At 70.1% G+C, this 25,316-nt stretch carries 22 protein-coding genes and 5 tRNA genes; 18 read left to right on the plus strand and 9 right to left on the minus strand.

The window, feature by feature from the left end; genetic code table 11:
* Window positions 1–34 precede the first annotated feature (34 nt).
* The 5 genes from ACIQM0_RS35115 to ACIQM0_RS35135 all read left to right on the plus strand — a co-directional run bounded on the left by ACIQM0_RS35115 (window position 35) and on the right by ACIQM0_RS35135 (window position 5,732).
* A complete protein-coding gene (locus ACIQM0_RS35115) occupies window positions 35–1,465 on the plus strand; it encodes a hypothetical protein (protein WP_401294637.1) in 1,431 nt (476 codons plus the stop codon).
* The gene (locus ACIQM0_RS35120; protein WP_401294639.1) at window positions 1,465–2,481 is read left to right on the plus strand and encodes a hypothetical protein; all 1,017 of its coding nucleotides are present in this window, start codon (window positions 1,465–1,467) and stop codon (window positions 2,479–2,481) included. The genes ACIQM0_RS35115 and ACIQM0_RS35120 overlap by 1 nt, the downstream gene beginning before the upstream one ends.
* A complete protein-coding gene (locus ACIQM0_RS35125) occupies window positions 2,478–3,725 on the plus strand; it encodes a carbohydrate ABC transporter substrate-binding protein (protein WP_401294641.1) in 1,248 nt (415 codons plus the stop codon). The genes ACIQM0_RS35120 and ACIQM0_RS35125 overlap by 4 nt, the downstream gene beginning before the upstream one ends.
* 153 nt (window positions 3,726–3,878) lie before the next feature.
* Window positions 3,879–5,462 carry an acyl-CoA carboxylase subunit beta gene (locus ACIQM0_RS35130; RefSeq protein ID WP_401294643.1) on the plus strand — a complete coding sequence of 528 codons (1,584 nt, stop codon included), beginning with the start codon at window positions 3,879–3,881 and terminating at the stop codon, window positions 5,460–5,462.
* A gap of 66 nt (window positions 5,463–5,528) precedes the next feature.
* Window positions 5,529–5,732: an acyl-CoA carboxylase subunit epsilon gene (locus tag ACIQM0_RS35135; RefSeq protein WP_362965348.1), complete on the plus strand. Its 204-nt coding sequence runs from the start codon at window positions 5,529–5,531 to the stop codon at window positions 5,730–5,732.
* Between the two features lie 113 nt (window positions 5,733–5,845).
* On the opposite strand, the gene ACIQM0_RS35140 is transcribed toward ACIQM0_RS35135, so the two are convergent.
* From ACIQM0_RS35140 to ACIQM0_RS35175, 8 genes are all read right to left on the minus strand, one after another.
* The gene (locus ACIQM0_RS35140; protein WP_123461870.1) at window positions 5,846–6,427 is read right to left on the minus strand and encodes an ATP/GTP-binding protein; all 582 of its coding nucleotides are present in this window, start codon (window positions 6,425–6,427) and stop codon (window positions 5,846–5,848) included.
* A complete protein-coding gene (locus ACIQM0_RS35145; RefSeq protein WP_401294645.1) occupies window positions 6,408–7,097 on the minus strand; it encodes a DUF742 domain-containing protein in 690 nt (229 codons plus the stop codon). The genes ACIQM0_RS35140 and ACIQM0_RS35145 overlap by 20 nt, the downstream gene beginning before the upstream one ends.
* 89 nt (window positions 7,098–7,186) lie before the next feature.
* Entirely contained in the window at window positions 7,187–7,600 is a 414-nt protein-coding gene (locus tag ACIQM0_RS35150; protein WP_037779127.1) for a roadblock/LC7 domain-containing protein, read from the minus strand.
* Between the two features lie 10 nt (window positions 7,601–7,610).
* Window positions 7,611–10,832 (minus strand): nitrate- and nitrite sensing domain-containing protein, encoded by a 3,222-nt coding sequence (locus tag ACIQM0_RS35155; RefSeq protein ID WP_401294647.1) that lies wholly within the window; start codon window positions 10,830–10,832, stop codon window positions 7,611–7,613.
* Window positions 10,833–11,179: 347 nt separating this feature from the next.
* A complete protein-coding gene (locus tag ACIQM0_RS35160; RefSeq protein WP_073738725.1) occupies window positions 11,180–11,761 on the minus strand; it encodes an ATP/GTP-binding protein in 582 nt (193 codons plus the stop codon).
* Window positions 11,742–12,149: a DUF742 domain-containing protein gene (locus ACIQM0_RS35165; protein WP_073738726.1), complete on the minus strand. Its 408-nt coding sequence runs from the start codon at window positions 12,147–12,149 to the stop codon at window positions 11,742–11,744. The genes ACIQM0_RS35160 and ACIQM0_RS35165 overlap by 20 nt, the downstream gene beginning before the upstream one ends.
* A gap of 133 nt (window positions 12,150–12,282) precedes the next feature.
* Window positions 12,283–12,696: a roadblock/LC7 domain-containing protein gene (locus ACIQM0_RS35170; RefSeq protein WP_024495006.1), complete on the minus strand. Its 414-nt coding sequence runs from the start codon at window positions 12,694–12,696 to the stop codon at window positions 12,283–12,285.
* A gap of 9 nt (window positions 12,697–12,705) precedes the next feature.
* Entirely contained in the window at window positions 12,706–16,506 is a 3,801-nt protein-coding gene (locus tag ACIQM0_RS35175; RefSeq protein ID WP_401294650.1) for a nitrate- and nitrite sensing domain-containing protein, read from the minus strand.
* A 585-nt stretch (window positions 16,507–17,091) separates the two neighbouring features.
* On the opposite strand from ACIQM0_RS35175, the gene ACIQM0_RS35180 reads away from it, so the two are divergent.
* The 9 genes from ACIQM0_RS35180 to ACIQM0_RS35220 all read left to right on the plus strand — a co-directional run bounded on the left by ACIQM0_RS35180 (window position 17,092) and on the right by ACIQM0_RS35220 (window position 20,998).
* On the plus strand, window positions 17,092–17,283 hold the full coding sequence (locus tag ACIQM0_RS35180; RefSeq protein ID WP_363025016.1) for a hypothetical protein: 192 nt from the start codon (window positions 17,092–17,094) through the stop codon (window positions 17,281–17,283).
* Between the two features lie 83 nt (window positions 17,284–17,366).
* Window positions 17,367–18,143 carry a fumarylacetoacetate hydrolase family protein gene (locus tag ACIQM0_RS35185; protein WP_401294652.1) on the plus strand — a complete coding sequence of 259 codons (777 nt, stop codon included), beginning with the start codon at window positions 17,367–17,369 and terminating at the stop codon, window positions 18,141–18,143.
* The gene (gene gltX, locus ACIQM0_RS35190) at window positions 18,136–19,608 is read left to right on the plus strand and encodes a glutamate--tRNA ligase (protein WP_401294654.1); all 1,473 of its coding nucleotides are present in this window, start codon (window positions 18,136–18,138) and stop codon (window positions 19,606–19,608) included. Before ACIQM0_RS35185 ends, gltX begins: the two co-directional genes overlap by 8 nt.
* An 88-nt stretch (window positions 19,609–19,696) precedes the next feature.
* On the plus strand, window positions 19,697–20,416 hold the full coding sequence (locus ACIQM0_RS35195; RefSeq protein ID WP_401294656.1) for an HAD family hydrolase: 720 nt from the start codon (window positions 19,697–19,699) through the stop codon (window positions 20,414–20,416).
* A gap of 87 nt (window positions 20,417–20,503) precedes the next feature.
* A tRNA-Gln gene (locus tag ACIQM0_RS35200) sits at window positions 20,504–20,575 on the plus strand.
* Between the two features lie 33 nt (window positions 20,576–20,608).
* Window positions 20,609–20,681: transfer RNA gene (locus tag ACIQM0_RS35205), tRNA-Glu, on the plus strand.
* A gap of 60 nt (window positions 20,682–20,741) precedes the next feature.
* Window positions 20,742–20,814, plus strand: a tRNA-Glu gene (locus ACIQM0_RS35210).
* A gap of 12 nt (window positions 20,815–20,826) precedes the next feature.
* Window positions 20,827–20,898 (plus strand) — tRNA-Gln (locus ACIQM0_RS35215).
* A 27-nt stretch (window positions 20,899–20,925) separates the two neighbouring features.
* Window positions 20,926–20,998, plus strand: a tRNA-Glu gene (locus ACIQM0_RS35220).
* Between the two features lie 201 nt (window positions 20,999–21,199).
* Here the strand turns inward: ACIQM0_RS35220 and ndgR are convergent.
* Window positions 21,200–21,916: an IclR family transcriptional regulator NdgR gene (ndgR, locus tag ACIQM0_RS35225; RefSeq protein ID WP_024490257.1), complete on the minus strand. Its 717-nt coding sequence runs from the start codon at window positions 21,914–21,916 to the stop codon at window positions 21,200–21,202.
* Window positions 21,917–22,090: 174 nt separating this feature from the next.
* Here ndgR and leuC point away from each other — a divergent pair, with 174 nt between their 5' ends.
* The 4 genes from leuC to ACIQM0_RS35245 all read left to right on the plus strand — a co-directional run bounded on the left by leuC (window position 22,091) and on the right by ACIQM0_RS35245 (window position 25,303).
* Window positions 22,091–23,554, plus strand: coding sequence for a 3-isopropylmalate dehydratase large subunit (leuC, locus tag ACIQM0_RS35230; protein ID WP_401294659.1), 1,464 nt, complete (start codon window positions 22,091–22,093; stop codon window positions 23,552–23,554).
* A gap of 5 nt (window positions 23,555–23,559) precedes the next feature.
* Window positions 23,560–24,153, plus strand: a complete 594-nt coding sequence (leuD, locus tag ACIQM0_RS35235) for a 3-isopropylmalate dehydratase small subunit (protein WP_401294661.1) — start codon at window positions 23,560–23,562, stop codon at window positions 24,151–24,153.
* Window positions 24,154–24,257: 104 nt separating this feature from the next.
* Complete coding sequence (locus tag ACIQM0_RS35240) at window positions 24,258–24,485, plus strand: hypothetical protein (protein WP_123461880.1); 228 nt, start codon at window positions 24,258–24,260, stop codon at window positions 24,483–24,485.
* 143 nt (window positions 24,486–24,628) lie between these two features.
* A complete protein-coding gene (locus tag ACIQM0_RS35245; protein ID WP_401294663.1) occupies window positions 24,629–25,303 on the plus strand; it encodes an HU family DNA-binding protein in 675 nt (224 codons plus the stop codon).
* Window positions 25,304–25,316 lie beyond the last annotated feature (13 nt).

The following is a 25,316-nucleotide window of genomic DNA, read 5'->3' on the forward strand; positions in this document are numbered from 1 at the left end:
CCGACCCGCAACGACCTCCACCGGAGGCAGTCCCTTGGGAGCTACCGACCCGTCGCCCGCCCTCCGGCTGCCCGTCGGCCTGAAGGTGTCCATCGACGTCCGGCGCGATCAGCAGCCGCATCACGACGCACACATCGATGCCCATCTGCGGGTCAAGGCGGTCGGGGTGGGGCCGAGCGACGAGGTGCCCGCCCTGGAACTCGCCGTCGTCCTCGCGCTGGACGTCGCCGCCGAGCGCCGGGAGGCCGCGGCGGCCGCGCTGGCCGCCGCCCTGCGCGCCCTGCCCGACGGCCTCTCCTTCACCGTTCTGGGCGGCGCCGACGCGAGCGGGGCACCGACCGGCTGCTACCCGCTGCGCGGCCGGTGGGCGCTGGCCGGCACGGCGGAGAAGCGCCGGGCCGCCTTCAGCGCGGGCCGGATCGCCCCGGCCGCCGCCGGCCGGCCGCCCACCGGATACCCGGTCTGGCTCGCCGCCGCCCGCGAACTGTTCGCCGAGCGCCCGCTGCCGGTACGCCACCTCCTCCTGATCACCGACGGGAGCGGCCACGACGAGGCGGACGACCCCGAGCTGCCCGACAGCGCGCTGCAGTGCGAACTGGCCCGCTGCGCCGGGAGGTTCACCGCGGACGTGCTCGCGGTCGGCAGCGACTGGGACCCCGCCCCGCTGCTCGCCGTCGTCGAGCGGCTGCACGGCAGCCCGGTCGACGCGCCGGACCGCTTCGCCCCCGCGGTCACCGAGGCCGTGCAGCGGCTCCGCCGGGTCCGCAGCCCCGAACTGCCCGTCTCGGTGACCGTGCGCCCGGCGGTGCGCGAGGTCACGCTCACCGAGACCGCCCCCCGCCGGCAGGCGCTCGAAGCGGTGCACCGGCCGGACGAGCCGCGCCGGTTCGACTTCCCCACCCACCAGTGGGAGCCGGGCACCCGCGACTACCTCCTCACCCTGCACGTCGACGCGAGCACCGACCCCCTGGGCGTGCTGCTGCAACTGGCCACCGTCTCCATCGGCGACTCCACCGCGCCGCTCCTGGTCCGCTGGCTGCCGCCCGGAGTCGCGGTCGGAGCGGGCGGCACCGGCGGCGGGGGCGGCACCCTCCAGGCGATGAACGTCGCCACCCAGATGCGGACCGCCCTCGACCGCGGATACATCGCCCTGGACCCGCTGACCCGGGGCGAGGCCGAGCAGCAGTTCGGCCTCGCGGTCAGGCTGGCCAACGAGATCGGCGCCGGCTGGGTCCTGGACAAGGTCCGCGAGGTGGCCGAGATCCTGGACGGCTCCCGGGGCGTGGTCCGGGTCGGCCCGACCGTGGACCGGGGCACCGTGCGCCGGGGCCGGCTGCACATCGCCTCCGGCCACCTGCTGGACCTGCCCGAACACGCCACCGGGAAGCCCGTGAAGTGCCCGGACTGCCGCCACCTCGCCGGGCCCCGCGCCCTGTACTGCATCGCCTGCGGAAGGCGGCTGTGATGCCCCGGCCGACGCGCGCCCCGCGGCCCCGCGGACGGAGCGGCTCGCGCACCAGACGGCTGCTCGAACTGCACCTGGCCGTACTGGTGGTGACCGCGCTCGCCTCGATGACCGTCCTGCTCGCCTCCTACCGCGAGGTGCAGAACTCCGCGGGCGAGATGCGCACCCACGGCGCACCCGCCGTCCAGGGAGTCGCCGCCACCCAGCTCGCGCTGCTCCGCGCCCACCAGGAGGCACAGGACTCCGTCGACAGCGGGATCGACAACGTGATCGGCGCCGGGGCGCGGTACGAGAACCAGCTGGCCGCCGCCGACCAGGGCCTGTCCCGGCTCTCCGACGTACAGATCGACGGTGAACGCGGCCGGGGCGTGCTCAAAACGGTCAACGGCCTGCTGACCTCGTACAGCAGCTCCATGACGCCCGGCGCGGTCAAGTACGTGGACGACGACTTGATGCAGCGGGAGAAGTTCGACGAGGCCGAACGCATCCTCAGACGGGAGGGCACCGGAGTGGTGCCGCGCCTGGACGTCCTGCAGAAGCACCAGATGCGACGGGTCGGCCGGGTCAGCTCCATGGGTGCGCTCCAGCAGACCGGCTGGGCCGTCGCCGAACTGGGCCTGCTGGTCCTGGCCCTGACCGCGCTCTCCGCGCTGTGGGTGCTGCGCGTCCGCTGCGGACGCAGCCACGACCCCTGGCTGCTGCTGTCCCTGCTGGCGGCCGTCGCCCTGGCCGTCGTCCCGCTCTGGGCGACCACCGTCACCCAGGAACGGCTGGACACCGCCCGCGGCCGGCTGGTCGCGATCGAGCAGCACGCCCACCAGGACGACCGCCTGGAGCTGGCCCGGTCCCAGCGGTTCGTCACCGCCGGCTCCACCACCGTGCGCGGCGGGCTGGCCGCCCAGCCCTGGCAGAGCTGGACGTACTACGGGGCCCTGGGCGGCGGCGCGCTGATCGTCCTGCTGCCGGCCGTCGGTATCTGCCGGCGGCTCAACGCCGACTACTGGAGGGCCGGATGACCCGGCGAACCCGCGCCCTGCTGTGCGTCCTCGCCCTGCTCCTGACCGCCTCCGGCTGCGGGCTCTCGGCCCCCGGTGGCAGCGACGAGGAACCGAAGGTGACGATCCTCGGCCCCTGGACCGACGACCAGGAACGGCACTTCAAGGAGGTGCTGGACGGCTTCGGCATCCCGTACACCTACCAGGGGACCGCTGCCACCCGCGAGGTGCTGCTCGCCGAGGTGCAGGCCGGCAACCCGCCCGACATCGCGATCCTGCCGGGCGTCGGCGAGCTCGTCGAGTACGCCGCCGAGGACCGGCTGCTCCCGTTGAGCGGGCTGTACGACCCCAGGGAGTACGGGAGCCCGTGGCGGCCCCGCGCGCAGGGCGTGGGCGACGATCTGTGGGTACCGCTCAAGGCCGACCTCAAGTCGATCGTCTGGTACCGCGAGGACGGGGAGGGCGCCGCCCCGGGCCGGTATCCCGCACCGCTGACATCCTGGTGCGTCGGCATGGGCGACGACGGCTCCTCCGGCTGGCCCGGCAGCGACTGGATCGAGGACCTCATCCTCCAGCGCGCGGGCCCGGTGCTCTACGCGCGCTGGGCGACCGGCGACCTGAAGTGGACCGACGACCACGTGGCCGGCGCCTGGACCGCCTGGGCCGGGCTGCTGGCCCAGGACCGGGACGCGGCCCGCGGCGCGCTGCTGGACGACCACCGCGGTCCGGTCGGCGGCCACGGGCTGCTCTTCGGCGGTGGCTGCGACCTGGAGCACCAGGGCTCCTTCGCCCGCGCCTTCTACGGGGACCGCGAGGAGCTGGCCGGCTTCGTGGACTCGGCGAGCCTGCTGCCCGGCGGCCCGTACACGGTGAAGGCCCACGAGGTCTCGGCCGACTTCGCCGCGCTGTTCGGCCGGAGCGGCCGGGCCCGTGACATGATCAGGCGACTCGCCTCCCGGGACGGCCAGGAGGACTGGGGGCGCAAGGGCGGGGTGTTCTCACCGAACGCGGCGGTCCCGGCCAAGGGGGGCGCGGTCGAGAAGCGGATCAGCGGTCGCTTCACCGATCAGCGGGTGCCGCTCTGCCTGGACGCCTCCGACGTCATGCCGGCCGCCGTGCGGGACGCTTTCTACGAGGCGGTCCTGCTGACCGTCGCACATCCGGAGCAACCGGTGCGGGAGCGGCTGGAAGGCATCCAGAAGGTCCAGGACGCCCAGTCGTCCGACACCCCCCGGCTGACCGGGGTGTGCGGCAGACCACAGTGATCCCCTGTGGGGTTCCCACAAACGGCGAGGGGTGCGGGCTAGCACTTCGCCTGCATGGCCCACGGCTTCTGTCAGGCTCCACCAGGAAACCGGGCAGGAGACTGTACGGAGTCGACGGCAGCGTTTTCTTGTTGGGCTTCGTAGGGTCGACACATGACCGTTGTGGACGAAACCCCGGGCGATCCGAGCGACACCCGTGGCCGTGTGGCCGAACTGCTGGCACTGCGCGAGCAGGCCCGGCGCGGACCGAGTGACCGGGCGACCGAGGCGCAGCACGCCAAGGGAAAGCTGACGGCGCGCGAGCGCATCGAGCTGCTCGTGGACCCGGACTCGTTCCGGGAGGTCGAGCAGCTGCGCCGGCACCGGGCGACCGGCTTCGGCCTGGAGGCGAAGAAGCCGTACACCGACGGTGTCATCACCGGCTGGGGCACGGTCGAGGGGCGGACCGTCTTCGTCTACGCGCACGACTTCAGGATCTTCGGCGGCGCGCTGGGCGAGGCCCACGCCACGAAGATCCACAAGATCATGGACATGGCCATCTCGGCCGGTGCGCCGCTGGTCTCCCTGAACGACGGCGCCGGCGCCCGTATCCAGGAGGGCGTCTCGGCGCTCGCCGGGTACGGCGGGATCTTCCAGCGCAACACCCGGGCCTCCGGTGTCATCCCGCAGATCAGCGTGATGCTGGGCCCGTGCGCGGGCGGCGCGGCCTACAGCCCGGCCCTCACCGACTTCGTCTTCATGGTCCGCGAGACCTCGCAGATGTTCATCACCGGACCGGACGTCGTGAAGGCGGTCACCGGCGAGGAGATCACCCAGAACGGCCTCGGCGGCGCCGATGTGCACGCCGAGACCTCGGGCGTCGCGCACTTCGCATACGACGACGAGGAGACCTGCATCGCCGAGGTCCGCTACCTGATCGGGATGCTGCCCTCGAACAACCGTGAGAACCCGCCCACGGTCGCGAGCGACGACCCGGCCGACCGGCGCGGCGACGTCCTGCTGGACCTGGTGCCCGCCGACGGCAACCGCCCGTACGACATGCACAAGGTCATCGAGGAGCTCGTCGACGACGGCGACTACCTGGAGATCCACGAGCGCTGGGCCCGCAACATCATCTGCGCCCTGGCCCGCCTCGACGGCCAGGTCGTCGGCATCGTCGCGAACCAGCCGCAGGCCCTGGCCGGTGTCCTGGACATCGAGGCGAGCGAGAAGGCCGCCAGGTTCGTCCAGATGTGTGATGCGTTCAACATCCCCATCGTCACTCTTTTGGACGTACCCGGCTTCCTGCCCGGTGTGGATCAGGAGCACGGTGGAATCATCCGGCACGGGGCGAAGCTGCTCTACGCCTACTGCAACGCCACGGTGCCGAGGATCTCGCTGATCCTGCGCAAGGCCTACGGCGGTGCGTACATCGTCATGGACAGCCAGTCCATCGGCGCCGACCTCACCTATGCCTGGCCCACCAACGAGATCGCGGTGATGGGCGCCGAGGGCGCCGCGAACGTCATCTTCCGTCGGCAGATCGCCGATGCCGAGGACCCCGAGGCCATGCGGACCCGCATGGTCAAGGAGTACAAGGCCGAACTCATGCATCCGTACTACGCCGCCGAGCGCGGCCTGGTCGACGACGTCATCGACCCCGCCGAGACCCGCGAGGTCCTGATCGCCTCGCTCGCCATGCTCCGGTCCAAGCACGCCGACCTGCCGTCCCGCAAGCACGGCAACCCGCCGCAGTAGTCAGCCGGTCCCGCAGCAACCCTGCAAGGCCCCGCGAAGACCTGCCGAGAAGACGGAGAGACATTCATGAGCACTGCCGCCGAGTCCGTGCTGCGCGTCGAGAAGGGTCTTGCCGACCCCGAGGAGCTGGCCGCCATAACCGCGGTCCTGCTCGCCCGCGCCGCCGCCCAGCCCGCAGCCGCCCCCACCCACCGAGGCCGCAACACAGCCGGCTGGCGCCGTCTGGAGCGCACCCCCGGCTTCCGGGCCCCCCACAGCTGGCAGGGCTGACCCCCGGCCCCTCGGGCCCGCCCTGGCGAAGGCCCGGCGCCCGAGGGCCCCGCACGCCGAAAGGCCCCGCACTCCCGAAGGAGTGCGGGGCCTCACGTACGTCCGGGGCGCCCCTACCGCAGGCGCGCCATCAGCGCGTGCTCCACCAAAGTGATCAACGCGCTCTTCGCATCTGCCCGATGCCGCGCGTCCGTGACCAGAATGGGCGTGTCGGGTCCGATCTGGAGCGCTTCGCGCACCTCGTCGGGGGTGTAGGGCTGGTGTCCGTCGAAGCCGTTGAGGGCGATGACGAAGGGGAGTCCGCTGTTCTCGAAGTAGTCGACGGCGGGGAAGCAGTCGGCGAGTCGGCGGGTGTCCACCAGCACGACGGCGCCGATGGCGCCGCGTACGAGGTCGTCCCACATGAACCAGAAGCGGTCCTGTCCGGGGGTACCGAAGAGGTACAGGATCAGGTCCTGGTCCAGGGTGATGCGTCCGAAGTCCATGGCCACCGTCGTGGTGGTCTTGTCCCCGGTGTGTGTGAGGTCGTCGATGCCCGCGGATGCGGACGTCATCACGGCTTCGGTGCGCAGCGGATTGATCTCCGAAACGGCACCGACAAACGTGGTCTTACCCACGCCGAAGCCCCCTGCCACCACGATCTTCGCCGAGGTAGTGGAGCGGGCCGCTCCGCCGCTAGAGCTTGCGAAGTCCACTGAGCACCCTTTCGAGCAGTGTCACATCTGGCTGGCCGCCGGCGGACTCTTCGCCGCCGGGCTGGTGGATAGCGACGAGTCCGGCCTCTGCCAGGTCGGCTACGAGGATCCGGGCAACGCCGAGAGGGATCGAGAGCAGGGCCGAAATCTCGGCCACTGACTTGATCTCGATGCACAGCCGGCAGATCCGCTGGTGCTCGGGCAACTGCCCTTGCAGCCGGGACGGATCAGCCGTCGTACTGACCAACGCCTCAATGGCGAGTTGGTAGCGCGGTCGGGTCCGTCCACCTGTCATGGCGTACGGACGGACCAGCGGATTGTGCGCTGAGGGAGCATCCGGCTCGGGGGCCCACCGGGGCTCCACCGGCTGGATACGGGGCGGCGGCTGCGGGGAGTCGTACCGGTGGGGGCGCTGCGGCCGCTGGGGCTGCTGCGGCTGCTGAGGCCACTGCGAACCCTGCGTGTTCTGCGGCCAGTCGTCCGAGCCCCGCGCGTCCTGCTGCGGCCAGTCGTCCGCGCCCTGAGCACGCCTTGCCTGCCGGAACGGCCGGAAAGGCTGCTGCCCGTCCTGTCTGCCGGACGAGGAGGGGGAGTCGAAGCCGTCGCCCCTGTGCTCACCCGGTACCTGCTGACCACCGTTGAACTGGTGTCCGCCTGGGGGTGTACCCACGATTCCTCCTCCGCCTGCCGGTCCCGGTCCCAGTGGGTCCGCGCCACCGCACCTTATGGCGCGGTGACGTGAAACGCACTGTCTGTCTACTAGTTAAGAAGACTTCCCTGTAGTTCGGCGCGGAGGTCCGGAGTGAGGACACCACCGGCGCGATCGACCAGAAGTGCCATTTCGTACCCAACCAGACCGATATCGGCATCCGGGTGTGCAAGAACGGCCAAGGAAGATCCGTCGGAAACGGACATGATGAAGAGGAATCCTCGCTCCATCTCCACAACTGTCTGATTCACGGCGCCGCCCTCGAAGATCCGGGAGGCACCCGCGGTCAGCGAGGTCAGACCGGAGGCGACAGCCGCCAGCTGGTCGGCGCGGTCACGCGGAAATCCCTCGGACATCGCCAGCAGCAGGCCGTCCGCGGAGACCACCACCGTGTGCGACACCCCGGGGGTGTTGTCCACGAAGTTGGTGATCAACCAGTTCAGATTCTGCGCCGCCTGGCTCATCGGGCTCACACTAACGCTCCTGGTTGTAGGTATTACTGCTGTCCGAACCCGCGTTACGTCCCCGCAGGACGCCCCGCCGCAGGTTGCTCAACCTGCCGCGCACGTCCTCCGGGGCGCGGGAGACCTGGGGGCCGCCCTGCTGGGTCTGCTCGGCCGTGCCCTCGATCAGATTGGCCTTGGGCACGCGCCGGGGGAGACCGGACGGGGTGACCCCGCCCGCCTTCGGGTCCCGGAGCTTCTCGGCCCGCTCCCAGCGCTCGTCGTTCGCCGAACGCCAGTCCTCCGGCCCGTCCGCGCTCTCCTGCTGCGCGGGCGACGGCTGCTGCGGTTCCTGCTGCTGCGGCAGCTCCTGCGCGGCGGCGGGCCGGTCCTTCCCGCGTCCGGTGGGCTGCCAGTGCTGCTGGCCGCCCCGGCGCGGCAGACCGGCCTCGGTGACCTCGTGGCCGGAGTTCGGGACGGGGCCCGAACGCTCGAAGCCTACGCTCTCCTGCGATGCGGCGGGGGTGCTCCCGACAGATTCCGGTTCGGCCTGAGTCAGGGGTTCGTACCCCCCCTGGTAGGCGCCCTGAGCTGGCCACTCCTCCTGCTGGGGCTGGGCGTTGTACTGCCCGTCGTAGTCCTGCTGAGGGGTCTCCGGGGCCGCGTACGCCGACTCCGGATAGCCGTTCTGCCCGTGCTGGTCGGGCTGTTGGACGTAGCCGGTGTCACCGCGGAACGGGTCGTAGCCGCCCTCGTACGCGGCCTGTCCGTACTGCGGCTCCTGCTGCCCGTCCTGCTGCGGCTGCTGGGCGTACGGGGCAGCGGTGTACGGGTCCGCGGCGTAGGGGGCCTCGCCGAACGGGGCCTGCGCGTACTGCTCCTGCGACTCCTGCCGCGGGAACGGCGGGTTCTCGTCGCCGGCCTGGGGCTCCAGCGCCGCGCGGCGCTCCCCCCGCATCAGCGAGCGGCCCACCGGGTCGAGCTGCGCGGACTCCTGCGACGGCTCCCCGTAACGCGAGTCGTCGAAGCCGAGCTCCGCCGCCGTACGCATCGGGGGCTGCGGCGGCGGCAGCGTCGCGTCGAAGGACTGCTGCTGCGGAATGATCGAGGACACCGTGAAGTCGTCCTGCGCGGGGGCGCCTTCGCCGCCGCCGCCGTGGGTGATCGCGTCCGGCAGCATGACCAGCGACGTGGTTCCGGCCTGCTCGCCCGAGGGGCGCAGCTGGACCCGGATGCCGTGCCGGTCGGCGAGCCGGCCGACCACGAACAGGCCCATGCGCTGGGAGACCGCGGCGTCCACCGTCGGCGGGTTGGCCAGCTTGTGGTTGATGTCGGCGAAGTCCTCGGCGGTGAGGCCGATGCCCTTGTCGTGGATCTCGATCATCACGCGGCTGTCGGGCAGCCGGGTCGCGGTGACCCGCACCTTGGTCTGCGGCGAGGAGAACGTCGTGGCGTTCTCCAGCAGCTCGGCCAGCAGGTGCACGAGGTCGGTGACGGACTGGCCGTGGATGTCCGTCTCCGGCACGCCCGAGAGCTCGATGCGCTCATAGGACTCCACCTCGGAGGAGGCGGCCCTGAGCACGTCCACCAGCGGCACCGGCTGGTTCCAGCGGCGGCCGGGCTCCTCACCGGCGAGGACCAGCAGGTTCTCGCCGTTGCGGCGCATCCGGGTCGCGAGGTGGTCCAGCCGGAAGAGGCTCTCCAGCTGGTCGGGGTCGGCCTCGTTGTTCTCCAGGTCGGTGATGAGGGTCAGCTGGCCCTCGATGAGCGACTGGTTGCGGCGCGACAGGTTGGTGAAGATCGCGTTGACGTTGCCCCGCAGCATGGCCTGCTCGGCCGCCAGCCGCACCGCCTCGCGGTGCACCTGGTCGAAGGCGCGGGCGACCTCGCCGATCTCGTCCTGGCTGTTGATCGGGATCGGCTGGACGCGGGTGTCCACCCGGCCCGGGTCGGCCCGGGACAGCTGGTCGACCAGCGAGGGCAGCCGCTGCTCGGCGATGCCGAAGGCGGCGTTGCGCAGCCGGAGCATGGAGAGGCTCATCTGGCGGGCCATGAGGCCGGCCAGGACGAAGGCGGCCAGCAGGGCGACGAGCACGATCGCCGCGTTGACGACGGCGTCGGTCCTGGCGCCGGACGAGATGTCCGCGGCCTCGGTCACGGCCTTGTCGACGAGCTCTTCCTCGACCGTGGTGTATCCGTCGAACTTCGCGGTGGCCGCGGCCATCCAGGTCTCGGGGGTGATCCCCTTCGCCTTGAGCTGGGCGGGGCTCTTGCCGAGCGCGAGCTGCTGGGCCATCCCGTCGTAGACCGAGCCGTCGACGGTGGGCGGCGTCACGAACGGCGTACCCGCCGCGTCGGCCTGCTCCTTGGCGCTCTTGACCTTCGCCGCGCCCTCCGCGGCCTTGTCGGCCATGACGTTCTTCAGCCGGGCCGCGTCCGACTCCGTACCACCGGAGACGAATTCACCGAGGGCGATCTGCTCCAGGTAGTTGTACGAGCCGAAGGCCTTGACCTGGTCGTTGAACTTGCCGCCCACCTGGCTGGGCCGCACCAGCAGATGCATTCCGATGGAGCGCTGAAGCGATTCTGCAGCCTTGGCCAGCTCGATTGCGTAGACGGTACGGCCGTAACTGGTGATGTTTCCGGTGCCGAGCCCGAGCTCGTTGCAGAACTCCATGAGGGAGTGCTGCACCTGGACATAGCCCTCTTCCGTCTTCACCGGGTCCATGGCCTCGGCGTAGGCGGCCTTGCGCAGGTCGGGAAGGGTGGGCTCCTCCAGCCTGAACAGCTTGAGACGCCGCTCCAGGCCCTGCTTGGCCGGCATGTCCTTCACGGCCGTGTCGAACTTCTCCGCGGCCGCGTCGGTGGTGGCCCGCACCTGGGTGACGACCGCCGCGTCGCGCTTGTTGGACAGGAGGGGCTGGGCGGAGAGGTCGCGCTCGTTCAGCAGCGCCTGGCCGTACTCGGAGGCCGCGCGCACGATCAGCGCGGTCCTCTCGGCGTCCTTGGCCTCCTGCCAGGTGTCGATCGACCCCTTCACCTGGAAGCCGCCCATGACCAGGCCGACCAGCACGGGGATGAGGAGGATCGCGTTCAGCCGGGTCGGCACCCGCCAGTTGCGCGGGGACATCCGGCTGGTGCTGCCACCGGCAGGCATCCTTCCGGACACGTCGGCGGACGACGCCGCGGCGCGCGGCGGGGTGAAGTTGCCCCGCTCCGGCTGCGCCGTGGAGCCCTCGTTGTTACGCCTCACTCGACCAACAACCTCTCGGCGTCGGCACCTACGCTGTGCCGTTTTTTGTTCAGGGCCCTACTACTCGGGAGTCCGTCGAATTGCAGCACGGGGAACGGCCGCGTTCCAAACAGTCGGAATAGGCCATTCCGAGTGGTACAGGCCTCAGATAAAACGGGCATAAAGAACGAGCCCCGCCAAAAGGCGGGGCTCATGTGAGCACAGCGGTACCGTTCGTACGCATCGGGTATCGACCGTGAGGTAATTCTCTTTCGAAACGTTATGAACACGGGGGTGGATCGTGTCTAAGGACACAGTCCACCCCCGTTTGACTACTTTAACTGCCGTACGGCAATACCGACTTGTGCCTACTTGAGCCGCGCCATCAAGGCGTGCTCCACCAGCGTGATCAGACCGCTCTTGGCGTCACCGCGGTGCCGCGCGTCGGTCGTGATGATCGGGGTGTCGGGTCCGATCTGGAGCGCTTCGCGCACCTCGTCGGGGGTGTAGGGCTGGTGTCCGTCGAAGCCGTTGAGGGCGATGACGAAGGGGAGTCCGCTGTTCTCGAAGTAGTCGACGGCGGGGAAGCAGTCGGCGAGTCGGCGGGTGTCCACCAGCACGACGGCGCCGATGGCGCCGCGTACGAGGTCGTCCCACATGAACCAGAAGCGGTCCTGTCCGGGGGTACCGAAGAGGTACAGGATCAGGTCCTGGTCCAGGGTGATGCGTCCGAAGTCCATGGCCACCGTCGTGGTGGTCTTGCCTCCGGTGTGTGTCAGGTCGTCGATGCCCGCGGACGCGGACGTCATCACGGCTTCGGTGCGCAGCGGATTGATCTCCGAAACGGCACCGACAAACGTGGTCTTACCCACGCCGAACCCGCCCGCCACCACGATCTTCGCCGAGGTGGTGGCACGGGCCGCACCGCCACTAGAGCTTGCGAAGTCCACTGAGTACCCTTTCGAGCAGTGTCACATCCGGCGCGCCGCCGGCCTCTCCGTTGCCCGGCTGGTGGATGGCCACCATGCCGGCTTCCGCCAGGTCCGCTACGAGGATCCGGGCCACGCCGAGCGGCATCGACAGCAGCGCCGACACCTCGGCCACCGACTTGACCTCACGGCACAGGTGGCAGATCCGCTGGTGCTCGGGGAGCAGCGTTCCCAGGTGCGCGGGGTCGGCCGTGGTGCTGACCAGCGCCTCTATCGCTAGTTGGTAGCGCGGTCGGGTCCGTCCGCCGGTCATGGCGTACGGACGAACCAGCGGCTGGTCGCCTTCACCTTCGTACGACGCGTGGTTCAGCGCGCCGTACGGATCGGGTGAGGCGGGTGGCGGGGTCATGAATCCTCCGGGCGTGACAGCAGGGTGTCGGCGTGCCGTCTGAAGGGGCCGGTGGGGGGCTCTAAGCGGCCGGACGGGCGAGGGTTGATTGCGGTACCTGGGGTAATCGTCTGTGTCACCGATTCATGGCCGCCTAGTGGAGCAGGCTGCCCTGGAGCTCGGCACGGAGGTCCGGGGTGAGGACAGTGCCCGCCCGGTCCACCAGCAGAGCCATTTCGTACCCGACCAGACCGATATCGGCGTCCGGATGGGCCAGTACGGCAAGTGAGGAACCGTCGGAGACGGACATCAGGAAGAGGAACCCGCGTTCCATCTCCACCACGGTCTGGCTGACGGCGCCGCCTTCGAAGATCCGGGAGGCACCCGCGGTCAGCGAGGTCAGACCGGAGGCGACAGCCGCCAGCTGGTCGGCGCGGTCGCGCGGGAAACCTTCGGACATCGCCAGCAGCAGGCCGTCTGCGGAGACCACCACCGTGTGCGACACCCCGGGGGTGTTGTCCACGAAGTTGGTGATCAACCAGTTCAGATTCTGCGCGGCCTGACTCATCGGGCTCAACTAACGCTCCTGCTGGTGAGTGGGGCCGAGTGGGAAACTGCCGGTCGACTGGCCGTTGTTGGCCTGACGCCCCTGCTGGATACCCCGGCGGAGATTGGTGAGCCGCCCGCGCACATCATCGGGCGCACGCGACACCTGGGGACCGGACTGATGGTTCTGCTGCTGGGCGGTGCCCGGTACCAGATTGGCACGCGGTACCCGGCGGGGCAGGCCGGAAGTGGTGATTCCGCCTGCTGCGGGCTTCTTGACCCGCTCCGCCTGCCGGACGAGTTCGTCGTTCGGCGAGGCGCGCCAGGAGCTCGTGACGCCGTTGGTGTCACCCGTGTCGCGCTGCGGTGCGGGCGGAGCGGGGCGCTCGTCGGCGGACTGCTGGGGGAAGTCCGGTGCCTGTGGCGCGGCGGGCGGCTGCTGGCCGTTCTGCTGCGGACCGTGGAACCAGTTCGTCTCCAGCGTGTCGTACAGCGGCGTACGGCCGTCGCCGGGCCCGGAGGCCGGCGGAAGCGCCTCGGGCTGCCGGTACTGCGGCTCCTGCTGCGGCTGCGGCGCGGGCGGCCGCGGAGCACCGAAGTCCTCGTCGCCGCGGTCACGCGGGACCGGCGCGGGCCGGCCCTGTCCCTGGTCCTGCGGACGGCCGAAGTCGGGGCGGGCGAACTGCGCCGTGCTCGCCGGGTCCGGCGTCTGCGGCGCCCCGGTCCCGTACTGCTGCGCACCCGGAGCGGGCGCGGAGAAGTCCGGGCGGGCGAAATCCGAGGTGGAGCCGGGGCCCTGGCGGTCGTCCATCGGCGGACGCGGGCTGAGCGGCGGGTTCAACGGCCGCTGGAACTGGCTGGTGGACTCGGGCTCCTCGTGACCGCGGGGGGCGTCGAGCGGGGAGCGCTGCTGGGGTGCGGACTGCTCCTGCGAGCCCCAGCTGGGGGTCTGCGGCCGCTGCGGACCGGGGTACCCCTGGCCCGGCGAGTTCGGCGCGGGGCTGCCACCGGGCAGTTCCGCGCGCGGACCGCCGACGGGGGGCAGCTGGCGGCCGTTGTCGCCCGGACCGCCGGGCTGCTGGAAGCCGCCCTGGTCCGCCGGGTTCTGCCGGCCCTGCGGAGCCTGCCGGCCGGGGCCGTTGCCCGCACCCTGGCTGTTCTGCTCCGGCCGCCGCTGGGCGAACAGCCCGCCGGGCTGGCCCGAGTCGGTACGTCCGGCGCCGTCGCCCTGGCCGCGGGCGCCCAGCCGGGCACCGCCGCCGAAGGCGCCGGAGAGCCCGCCGCCCTGACGAGGCGGCCCCTGGCGCGGGCCGTCCTGCGGCGGCCGGCCCTGCGGACCGGTGCCGGACAGGCCGGCGCTCTGGAAGCCGGAGTTCTGCTGGCCGGGCTGGCTGTTCTGACCGGGACCGCCGGGCTGGCCCGGCTGGCCCTGCTGGTTCTGGGACCGGCCGGAGGTGTCCCGGGCGGGCAGTGCGGCCCGCGGACCGGAACCCGCGCCGACCTGGCCGCGGTTGGCACCCGGACCTGCCGGGAGCGGGCCGCCGGGGGCCGACGGAGAGCTGTCGAGACCGGGGCGCGGAGCGTTGCCGCCCGCGAGCAGTCCACCGGAGGGCGCGCCGCCGGCGAGCAGGCCGCCGGGAGCGGGCGGCTGGCCCTGGGCCTGCTTCGGAATCGGCATCTTGCCGCCGTGCGCGACGTCGACGGGGAGCATGACCAGCGCGGTCGTACCACCGGAGTCGGAGGGCCGCAGCTGGATACGGATGCCGTGACGCAGGGACAGCCGGCCGACCACGAACAGACCCATGCGGCGGGAGACCGAGACATCCACGGTGGGCGGCGAGGCGAGCCGCTCGTTGATCGCCGCGAGGTCCTCGGGGGAGAGCCCGATACCCGTGTCGTGGATCTCGACGAGCACCCGGCCGTCGGGCAGCGCGTGACCGGTGACCCGGACCTTCGTCTGCGGCGAGGAGAACGACGTGGCGTTCTCCAGCAGCTCGGCGAGGAGGTGCACGAGGTCGTTGACGACGCGTCCCGCGACCTCGGTGGCGGGCACCGCGGCCAGTTCGATGCGCTCGTACTGCTCCACCTCGGAGGCGGCGGCACGGAGCACGTCGACCAGCGGCACCGGACGGGTCCACCGGCGCCCCGGCTCCTCGCCCGCGAGGACGAGGAGGTTCTCGCCGTTACGGCGCATACGGGTCGCGAGGTGGTCGAGCTTGAAGAGCGAGGACAGCTGGTCCGGGTCGGCCTCGCGTGACTCCAGCTCGGAGATGAGCGAGAGCTGACGCTGGATGAGGCCCTGCGAACGGCGCGAGAGGTTGGTGAACATCGCGTTGACGTTGCCCCGCAGGAGGGCCTGCTCCGCGGCGAGCCGGACGGCCTCGCGGTGCACGTCGTCGAAGGCCGCGGCGACCTTGCCGATCTCGTCGCGGGAGTGCACGCCGACCGACTCGACCGAGGTGTCGACGTCCTGCGGGTCGGCCTCGGAGAGCTGCTTGACGAGCTCCGGGAGCCGGTCCTGCGCGACGCGCGTCGCGGTGTCCTGGAGCCGGCGCAGCGAGCGGATCATGGACCGGGCGACGACGAACGCGCCGACCAGCGATACGCCGAGCACCAGCAGGATGAGCGCACCGCTGATGATCGCTTCGCGCTGGGACTCGTCGCGCAGTTCGCGCGCCTTGCCCTCCATGTCGCTGAGGAGCGTCTCCTCGATCTGCTTCATGGCCTGGATCTTGTTGGAGTCCTGGTCGTACCAGTCGAGGTACGAACGCCGGGCCGTCCCGGACATGCCGGTCGGGCTGTCGAGCACCTTCTTGGCGTAGGTGTCGGCGGCCTTGATCTCGGGGTTGCCCTCGTCCAGCGTCGCGGTCAGCTCGTCCGCGTTGTTGCCGGTGGTCGTGTAGATCGACCCGAACGAGCGACGCGCCAGGTCTTCCTTGCGCAGCGCGGCCAGACCGAACTGGCGGTCGTTCGAATCGAGGCTCGGCTGCTTGTCGTTGCCGCCCGGCAGCGCCGCGGCGATGATCGCGCGCTGGACCGAGGCGTACTCCTTGGCGGAGGAGAAGGCCGCCAGGGCACGGGTCCGCTTGATCATCTCGGGGCTGCTGGTCGCCTGCGCCATGTCCTGCGAGAGGCTCAGCAGGGAGGTGATCAGCTGGCTGTACGCGTCGACGGTCTGCAGGCTCGGGGTGCCCTTGGCGAACGCCTGCTTGCGGATGTCGCGGATGCCGCCCAGCTGCGAGGCGATCTGCGTGACGCTGGAGTGGATGCTCTCCAGGGCCTCGTCGCCCTCGGTGTCGCCGATGTCGTTCGTCGCGGCGAGGAACGCCTTCTTCGCGCGGTCGGCCTTCTTCCGCGGCTCGGTGACCTTGAAGTCGGTGGCGGGCACGCCATTGGACAGCGGGCCGGCCGAGTGGTCGCGCTCCTCCTGGAGCGCCTGGGCCAGCGACGTCGCCTGCTTGGTCATCTTGGTCAGCAGCTGCATGTGCTCCAGCTGCTGTATGTCGTTCATGGAGTCGTTGATGCGGAGGCCACCGAGGGTCGTCGCCGCGACCACGGGGAGGGCCAGCAGGGAGACCAGACGCGTGCTGATGCGCCAGTTGCGGAGAGCTACTCGCGATCCTGTGTTGACGGGGCCCTGCGGCTTGAGCGACGTGATCGGATCGGAGCCGCCGTTCGTCGCCGTGCCGGAGCGCTTGGAGCGGTCGGTGCTGTCGCCGGCCGCGGCCGGTCCGGGGTTCTGGGCGTGCTGGGGCGAGGAGCCGCGGTCGGTCCCGCCGCGCGGCTCCTGTTCAGCCGCTGCGCTGCCATCCCTCTTGAAACGTCCCTGCACTAGCGTCGCAACCTCTGGACCAGGCGTTCCCCCCGTCATGGACGGATGGAACGGTGTCGGCGTCGTGGGGCGTTGTACCGCCCCATGGTGGTCTTGAGTGACCGGCGTTCTTCCCCTTCCCGCCGCCACTCGGCTCGGCGCTGCGTTGCGCCCCCTGCGCGCCGGCCTGAAACCTGCGGCGGTGCGTGGAATTCCAGCACAGTGCAGGATCTCCAACAAGGGCCAGGTACCGGGCTGTGACCTGCGTGACACGTTGTGATGACGGCGTAACAAGCCGTGGAGCCGGTTCGCTGCCATAACGGACTATTGCGGGTGAATCAGGTGAGGGTGACGGGTGTCCCAGACGACATGATCAGGAGCGGAATGGTTGATTCAGTGGTGCAATGTCCGGTTCCTCCAGCCGGATCGGCTGCCCGTATTGGGGTAATTGTCGGGGCTCTGGTGAGCAAACTCACATGATGATCGTCGTCTCTTCCGGGTTCCCGGGGGGAATCAGATGTTTAGCCTGACGCTTTACAGGGATGGCAGAACCGACAACCGGCGCCCCTCCGGGCGGCGCCCCTACCGACAGGGTCCGAACGGCAGATGAAGACGACGATGATGTTCCGCAACATTGCCAACCCCCGGCGTACGACGCTGGCGCACCTCGAGGACGCCGAAGCGCTGCGGACGCCGGAGCGGCCGGAGCACGCGCTCGACCTGCCGACGCAGACGGCCAACCCCCGCCGCACGATCCTCATGGTCGCCCCCGGGACCACCACCGCCGCCGCGGAGTAATGCGCGCGGTGTCCCCTCCTCACCCGCGCTAGCCTGGAGCATCAGTCTTCAGTCAGCCAGCAAGTGAGGGGCCACAGCTTCCCGTGCGCATCGCCAGGTTCTCCATCGACGGCAATGTCGCCTTCGGCGCCGTCGAGGGCGACGGGCCCGATGGTCTCGTCCTCGACATCATCAAGGGCATCCCGTACGCCGAGTTCGAGCTCTCCGGGACCAAGGTCCCGCTGAACAAGGTCCGGCTGCTGCCGCCCGTGCTCCCCAACAAGGTCGTGGCCATCGGCCGCAACTACGCGGAGCACGCCGCGGAACTCGGCAACGAGGTCCCCGACGTCCCCGTCGCCTTCTTCAAGCCCACCACCTCGGTGATCGGCTCCGGCGACGCCATCGAGTACCCCTCGTTCTCCGACGACCTGCACCACGAGGCCGAGCTGGCCGTGGTCATCGGCCGGATGTGCCGGGAGGTGCCGCGCGAGCGGGTCAAGGACGTCATCTTCGGCTACACCTGCGCCAACGACGTCACCGCGCGTGACGCCCAGAAGCGCGAGAAGCAGTGGGCCAGGGCCAAGGGCTTCGACACGTCCTGCCCGCTCGGCCCCTGGGTGGAGACCGACCTCGACCCCAGCGACCTCACCATCCAGGCCACGGTCAACGGCGAGCAACGCCAGCTGGGCCGGACGAGCGAGATGATCCGCTCCATCGAGGACCTGGTCGTCCACATCACGGAAGCCATGACACTGCTCCCGGGCGACGTGATCCTCACCGGCACCCCCGCGGGGGTCGGACCCCTGCACGTCGGCGACGAGGTCGCCGTCACCATCGAAGGCATCGGCACTCTCACCAACAAGGTGATCAAGCGTGGTTAACGGACCGGTCCGTGTACGTTTCTGTCCCTCCCCGACGGGCAACCCCCATGTGGGCCTGGTCAGGACGGCTCTCTTCAACTGGGCCTTCGCCCGGCACCACCAGGGCACCCTGGTCTTCCGCATCGAGGACACCGACGCGGCGCGCGACTCCGAGGAGTCGTACGAGCAGCTCCTCGACTCGATGCGCTGGCTCGGTCTCGACTGGGACGAGGGCCCCGAGGTCGGCGGCCCGCACGCCCCGTACCGCCAGTCGCAGCGCATGGACATCTACCGGGACGTCGCCGAGAAGCTCCTCGCCGCCGGCCACGCGTACCCCTGCTACTGCACGACCGAGGAGCTCGACGCCCGCCGCGACGCAGCCCGCGCCGCCGGCAAGCCGTCCGGCTACGACGGCCACTGCCGCGACCTGAGCGCCGAGCAGAAGGCCGCGTACGAGGCCGAGGGGCGCACGTCCATCGTGCGCTTCCGGATGCCCGACGAGGCGATCACCTTCACCGACCTGGTCCGCGGCGACATCACCGTCCAGCCGGAGAACGTGCCGGACTACGGCATCGTCCGCGCCAACGGCGCCCCGCTCTACACACTGGTCAACCCGGTCGACGACGCGCTGATGGACATCACCCACGTCCTGCGCGGCGAGGACCTGCTCTCCTCCACCCCGCGCCAGGTCGCCCTGTACCGGGCGCTCATCGAGCTGGGCGTCGCCAAGCAGACCCCCGCGTTCGGCCACCTGCCGTACGTCATGGGCGAGGGCAACAAGAAGCTCTCCAAGCGCGACCCGCAGGCCTCGCTCAACCTCTACCGCGAGCGCGGCTTCCTGCCCGAGGGGCTGCTCAACTACCTCTCGCTGCTCGGCTGGTCGATCGCCGAGGACCGCGACATCTTCGACATGGACGAGATGGTCGCCGCGTTCGACATCGAGGACGTCAACGCCAACCCGGCCCGCTTCGACCTCAAGAAGTGCGAGCACGTCAACGCCGAGCACGTGCGCCGGCTCGACGTGAAGACCTTCACCGAGGCCTGCGGCCCGTGGCTCCGCGCCCCGTTCGCCCCCTGGGCCCCTGAGGCCTTCGACGCGGACCTGTTCGCGGCGATCGCCCCGCACGCCCAGACCCGCGTCACGGTCCTCTCGGAGATCACGGCCAACGTCGACTTCCTCTTCCTCGACGAGCCCGTGACCGACGAGGCGTCCTGGACCAAGGCGATGAAGGAGGGTTCCGACGCCCTGCTCGTGACGGCCCGCGCCAAGCTGGCCGACGCCGAGTGGAACGCGGACGCCCTGAAGGCCGCCGTCCTCGCCGCCGGTGAGGAGCACGGCCTGAAGCTCGGCAAGGCCCAGGCCCCGGTCCGTGTCGCCGTCACCGGCCGCACGATCGGCCTGCCCCTCTTCGAGTCCCTGGAGATCCTGGGCCGCGAGAAGACCCTGGCCCGGGTGGACGCGGCACTGGCGAAGCTGGCCGCGTAACGGTCGTACGTACCCAGGGGCCCGGCAACCGCGAGCGGCGGCTGCCGGGCCCCTGTGCGTGCGCCGCGCCGCGGGTAGGCTCGGGGCCATGCCGATCAGAGCCGTCCTCTGGGACGTGGACGACACCCTCTTCGATCACACGACGGCATCCGTCGACGGGATGAGCGGGCACCTCGCCGCCGAGGGCCTGCCCGGCGGGTACGCCACGGCCCACGAGGCCGTCGACGCCTGGCAGCGGCTCACCCGCCGCCACTGGGCCCGGTTCGCCGCGGGGGAGACCGACTGGCAGGGGCAGCGTCGCGACCGGGCAAGGGACTTCCTGGGCCGCCCGCTGGACGACGCCGAGGCCGATGGCTGGTTCGACCGCCACATCGCCCACTACGAAGCCGCCTGGGGGCTCTTCCCGGACACGGTTCCCGTGCTCGACGCCCTGGCCGGGACGTACCGGCACGCCGTGCTGTCGAACTCCGCACTGCCGCAGCAGCACCGCAAGCTGACCGTGCTCGGTGTGCGCGACCGTTTCGAGTCCCTGCTCTGCGCGGCGGAGCTGGGCTTCGCCAAGCCCGACGCCAGGGCGTTCCTCGCCTCCTGCGAGGCGCTGTCGCTGCCGCCGGCGGACGTCGTCTACGTCGGGGACGAACCCGACATCGACGCCGCCGGAGCGACGGCCGCCGGGCTGAGGGGGATCTGGCTGGACCGGACCGGCCGGGGCGGACGTCCCGAACTGGTCCGGATCACGGCCCTGAACCAGCTTCCCGGCCTGCTGGCAGGCGATACCCGTTTTGGAGCGCCGGACACCTTCAGGTAATGTTCTTCCTGCGTCGCCCGAACGGGCCGAAAGATCCGGCCGGGAAACGCACACAGAATTGAAACCTCTACAGGGGTTGCTTTTCAGTGGGCTATGGTGTAATTGGCAACACTACGGTTTCTGGTACCGTCATTCTAGGTTCGAGTCCTGGTAGCCCAGCGCAAGACAGTAAGACGCACGTAGTAAGTGCAAGCCCCCGTTGTGTAGCGGCCTAGCACGCTGCCCTCTCACGGCAGTAGCGCCGGTTCGAATCCGGTCGGGGGTACAGATCCTTCCCGCGAGAACATCTGGGTCGCACCCACGCTCTCGATGCAGGATCGCTAGGGCCCCCGTTGTGTAGCGGCCTAGCACGCTGCCCTCTCACGGCAGTAGCGCCGGTTCGAATCCGGTCGGGGGTACTTGTAACACCATGGGCTATGGTGTAATTGGCAACACTACGGTTTCTGGTACCGTCATTCTAGGTTCGAGTCCTGGTAGCCCAGCGCAAGACAGCAAGTCGCAGTATCCAAGCCCCCGTTGTGTAGCGGCCTAGCACGCTGCCCTCTCACGGCAGTAGCGCCGGTTCGAATCCGGTCGGGGGTACAACAGAGCATCAGACAATGGCCCTTCACTTCGGTGAGGGGCCTTCTGTTTGTGTCCGCAAGGGTGTTGGGGCCGGGACGGCCTGTTGCTCCCGCACCGGCCGGTTGGAGGTCCGGTCGACTCCGGTGTGGGTCACGGGTGTTGAGAGGGCCGCCACAACGCTGGGGCGGCCTCTTGCGATACGCGGAGAAGGGGGCGCGGTCAGCCGGTGCGGCGCAGGGCCTCGCTCAGCCGGGCGGCCGAGTCGATGATGGCCTGGGCGTGCATCCGGCCCGGGTGGCGGGTCAGCCGCTCGATCGGCCCGGAGACCGAGACCGCCGCGACCACCCGGTTCGAGGGGCCGCGCACGGGGGCGGAGACCGAGGCGACGCCCGGTTCCCGCTCGCCGATCGACTGGGCCCAGCCCCGGCGCCGTACGCCCGAGAGGGCCGTCGCGGTGAAGCGGGCGCCCTGGAGGCCGCGGTGCAGGCGCTCCGGCTCCTCCCAGGCCATCAGGATCTGGGCGGACGACCCCGCCTTCATGGTGAGCGTGGAGCCGACCGGCACGGTGTCCCGCAGGCCGGACAGCCGCTCCGCCGCCGCCACGCAGATCCGCATGTCGCCCTGGCGGCGGTAGAGCTGAGCGCTCTCGCCGGTGATGTCGCGAAGGTGGGTGAGCACCGGTCCCGCCGTGGCGAGCAGCCGGTCCTCGCCCGCCGCCGCCGCGAGTTCCGACAGCCGGGGGCCGAGAATGAAGCGGCCCTGCATGTCCCTCGCCACCATGCGGTGGTGTTCCAGTGCCACGGCCAGCCGGTGGGCCGTGGGTCGTGCGAGCCCGGTCGCCGCGACCAGCCCGGCGAGGGTGGCCGGACCGGACTCCAGGGCGCTCAATACCAGAGCTGCCTTGTCGAGAACGCCGACGCCGCTAGAGTTGTCCATACGACGATACTCGCGTCTCACTCTGTGAAACGCAAGTTCAATTTTCCAGGGAAGTTGCGAACCTGTACGGGCGGCCCCACAACGGCCCGTAGCCACCGCCCCGCACGGGGGTCCGGACGGGGGCGCACCGAATCTCTAGTTGGGCCGGCGACGACGCCGGCCGGAGGGAAAGCGATGGGTAGGACACTCGCGGAGAAGGTTTGGGACGACCATGTCATCCCCAAGGTCTCGGCTCCGCTCGATCAGGGGAGTCCCCACGGGCGCGCCGAAGGTGAGCCCGATCTCCTCTTCATCGATCTGCACCTGCTGCACGAGGTGACCAGCCCGCAGGCCTTCGACGGTCTGCGGCAGGCCGGGCGCCCGGTGCGGCGCCTCGACCTCACCATCGCCACCGAGGACCACAACACCCCGACCCTCGACATCGACAAGCCGATCGCCGACCCGGTCTCCCGCGCGCAGCTGGAGACCCTGCGCAAGAACTGCGCGGACTTCGGCGTCCGGCTGCACCCCCTGGGCGACGTCGAGCAGGGCGTCGTGCACGTGGTCGGCCCGCAGCTGGGCCTGACCCAGCCCGGCACCACGGTCGTCTGCGGCGACTCCCACACCTCCACGCACGGCGCCTTCGGCGCGCTGGCGTTCGGCATCGGCACCAGCCAGGTCGAGCACGTACTGGCCACCCAGACGCTGCCGCTGGCCCGCCCGAAGACGATGGCGATCACCGTCGAGGGCGAACTGCCCGACAGCGTCACCGCCAAGGACCTGATCCTCGCGATCATCGCGCGGATCGGCACCGGCGGCGGTCAGGGCTACATCCTCGAATACCGCGGCTCCGCCATCGAGAAGCTCTCGATGGAAGCCCGGATGACCATCTGCAACATGTCGATCGAGGCCGGAGCGCGGGCAGGCATGATCGCCCCCGACCTGACCACCTTCGACTACCTGCAGGGCCGCGACCACGCCCCGCAGGGCGAGGACTGGGACGCCGCGGTGGCGTACTGGAAGACGCTGCGCACCGACGACGACGCGGTCTTCGACGCGGAGGTGGTCATCGAGGCCGCCGAACTGGCGCCGTTCGTCACCTGGGGCACCAACCCCGGCCAGGGCGCGCCGCTGTCGGCCAACGTCCCCGACCCCGCTTCGTACGAGGACGCCTCGGCGCGCAACGCCGCGGAAAAGGCCCTGGAGTACATGGGGTTGACCGCCGGGCAGCCGCTGCGCGAGATCAATGTGGACACCGTCTTCGTAGGTTCCTGCACCAACGGCCGGATCGAGGACCTGCGCAACGCGGCCGCGATCCTGGACGGCCGCAAAGTCGCCGACGGGGTGCGGATGCTGGTCGTCCCGGGCTCCGTGCGGGTCGCCCTGCAGGCCGTCGAGGAGGGCCTGGACAAGGTCTTCAAGGCCGCCGGAGCCGAATGGCGGCACGCGGGTTGCTCGATGTGCCTCGGTATGAACCCCGACCAGCTGGCCCCCGGCGAGCGCTCCGCCTCCACCTCGAACCGTAACTTCGAGGGCCGGCAGGGCAAGGGCGGCCGGACGCACCTGGTCTCCCCGCAGGTCGCCGCCGCCACCGCCGTGCTGGGCCATCTGGCCTCGCCTGCCGATCTGTCCGACGACCGCACGCCCGCCGGAGTCTGAGAATCATGGAAGCTTTCACCGCACACACCGGCCGGGCCGTCCCGCTGCGCCGCAGCAACGTCGACACCGACCAGATCATTCCCGCCCACTGGCTGAAGAAGGTCACCCGGGACGGCTTCGAGGACGGGCTCTTCGAGGCCTGGCGCAAGGACGAGAGCTTCGTCCTCAACCGCCCGGAGCGCGAGGGTGCCTCGGTCCTGGTGGCCGGCCCCGACTTCGGCACCGGCTCGTCCCGCGAGCACGCAGTCTGGGCCCTGCAGAACTTCGGCTTCAGGACCGTCATCTCCTCCCGGTTCGCCGACATCTTCCGCGGCAACTCGCTGAAGAACGGGCTGTTGACCGTGGTCCTGGACCAGCAGGTCGTCGACACCCTGTGGGAGCTGACGGAGGCCGACCCGAAGGCCGAGATCACGGTCGACCTGGAGGCCCGGCAGGTCCGCGCCGAGGGCATCACCGCCGCCTTCGAACTCGACGAGAACGCCCGCTGGCGGCTGCTGAACGGGCTGGACGACATCAGCCTCACCCTGCAGAACGAACCGGACATCTCGGCCTACGAGGCGACCAGGCCGGCCCACAAGCCACGTACCATTAACGCCTGAGCAGCGCTTTCTCAGTACTGCGCCCCCTGCCTTCTGGTAGGGGGCGCAGTCGCTTGTTGAGACCCCGTCGGGCGACAACTCGCCCCAGATGGCACAATCGGTGCATGGAACGCGACAGCCAACTCAAGCTTTACGGCCAAGTCGCCGACCAATTGAAGGAAGCGCACTCGCGAGTGCGTGCACTGCAAGTCCCGGAGGGCGTACGGATGGCGCTGTCCCGGAAGCTGCTGGTCGTCACGGCCGCGGCGAAGCACGATCTCCCAGATGCAGCAAGGCGTCTGGACCGGTTGATGAAGGACCTCGATGAGGGCCGATTCCCCGAAGGTGACTGACTCTGCGGAACTGCGCAGCGGTCGACTTCGTTGCGGCACTAGGGTGATTAGCCCGTTTCGTGTTTGATTTGCGGTATATATCTGCCTAACGTGCGAAAAAGCTTGAACACTTTCGTTCTGGCTATGTCTCCGAAGGGGAAGACGTGAACAAGGCGCAGCTCGTAGAAGCGATTGCCGACAAGGTCGGCGGCCGTCAGCAGGCCGCGGACGCCGTCGATGCGGTACTCGACGCGATCGTTCGTGCAGTCGTCGCAGGTGACCGGGTCTCGGTCACCGGCTTCGGCTCGTTCGAGAAGGTCGACCGCCCGGCCCGCTACGCCCGCAACCCGCAGACGGGTGAGCGCGTACGGGTCAAGAAGACGTCCGTGCCCCGTTTCCGTGCGGGACAGGGCTTCAAGGACCTGGTGAGCGGCTCGAAGAAGCTCCCCAAGAACGATGTGGCCGTCAAGAAGGCGCCCAAGGGCAGCCTCTCGGGCGGATCTTCCACCCGTACGACGGCCAAGGCGGCCGCCAAGAAGGCGACCGCGAAGAAGGCCGTGGCGAAGAAGGCCACCGCCAAGAAGACCGTGGCAGCGGCGAAGAAGACCACGGCCACCGCCAAGAAGACCACCGCGAAGAAGACGTCCGCGGTGGCGAAGAAGACCACGGCGGCCGCGAAGAAGGCGGCCCCCGCAGCGGCGAAGAAGGCGACGACCGCGAAGAAGGCGGTCGCCAGCAAGACCGCGCCCGCCAAGAAGACCACGGCGAAGAAGGCGCCCGCGAAGAAGACCACGGCGCGCAAGACCACGGCCAAGAAGGCCACTGCACGGAAGAAGTGAGACCGAGCAGTAA

Source organism: Streptomyces sp. NPDC091387, from assembly GCF_044756945.1.
Classification (GTDB): Bacteria; Actinomycetota; Actinomycetes; order Streptomycetales; family Streptomycetaceae; genus Streptomyces.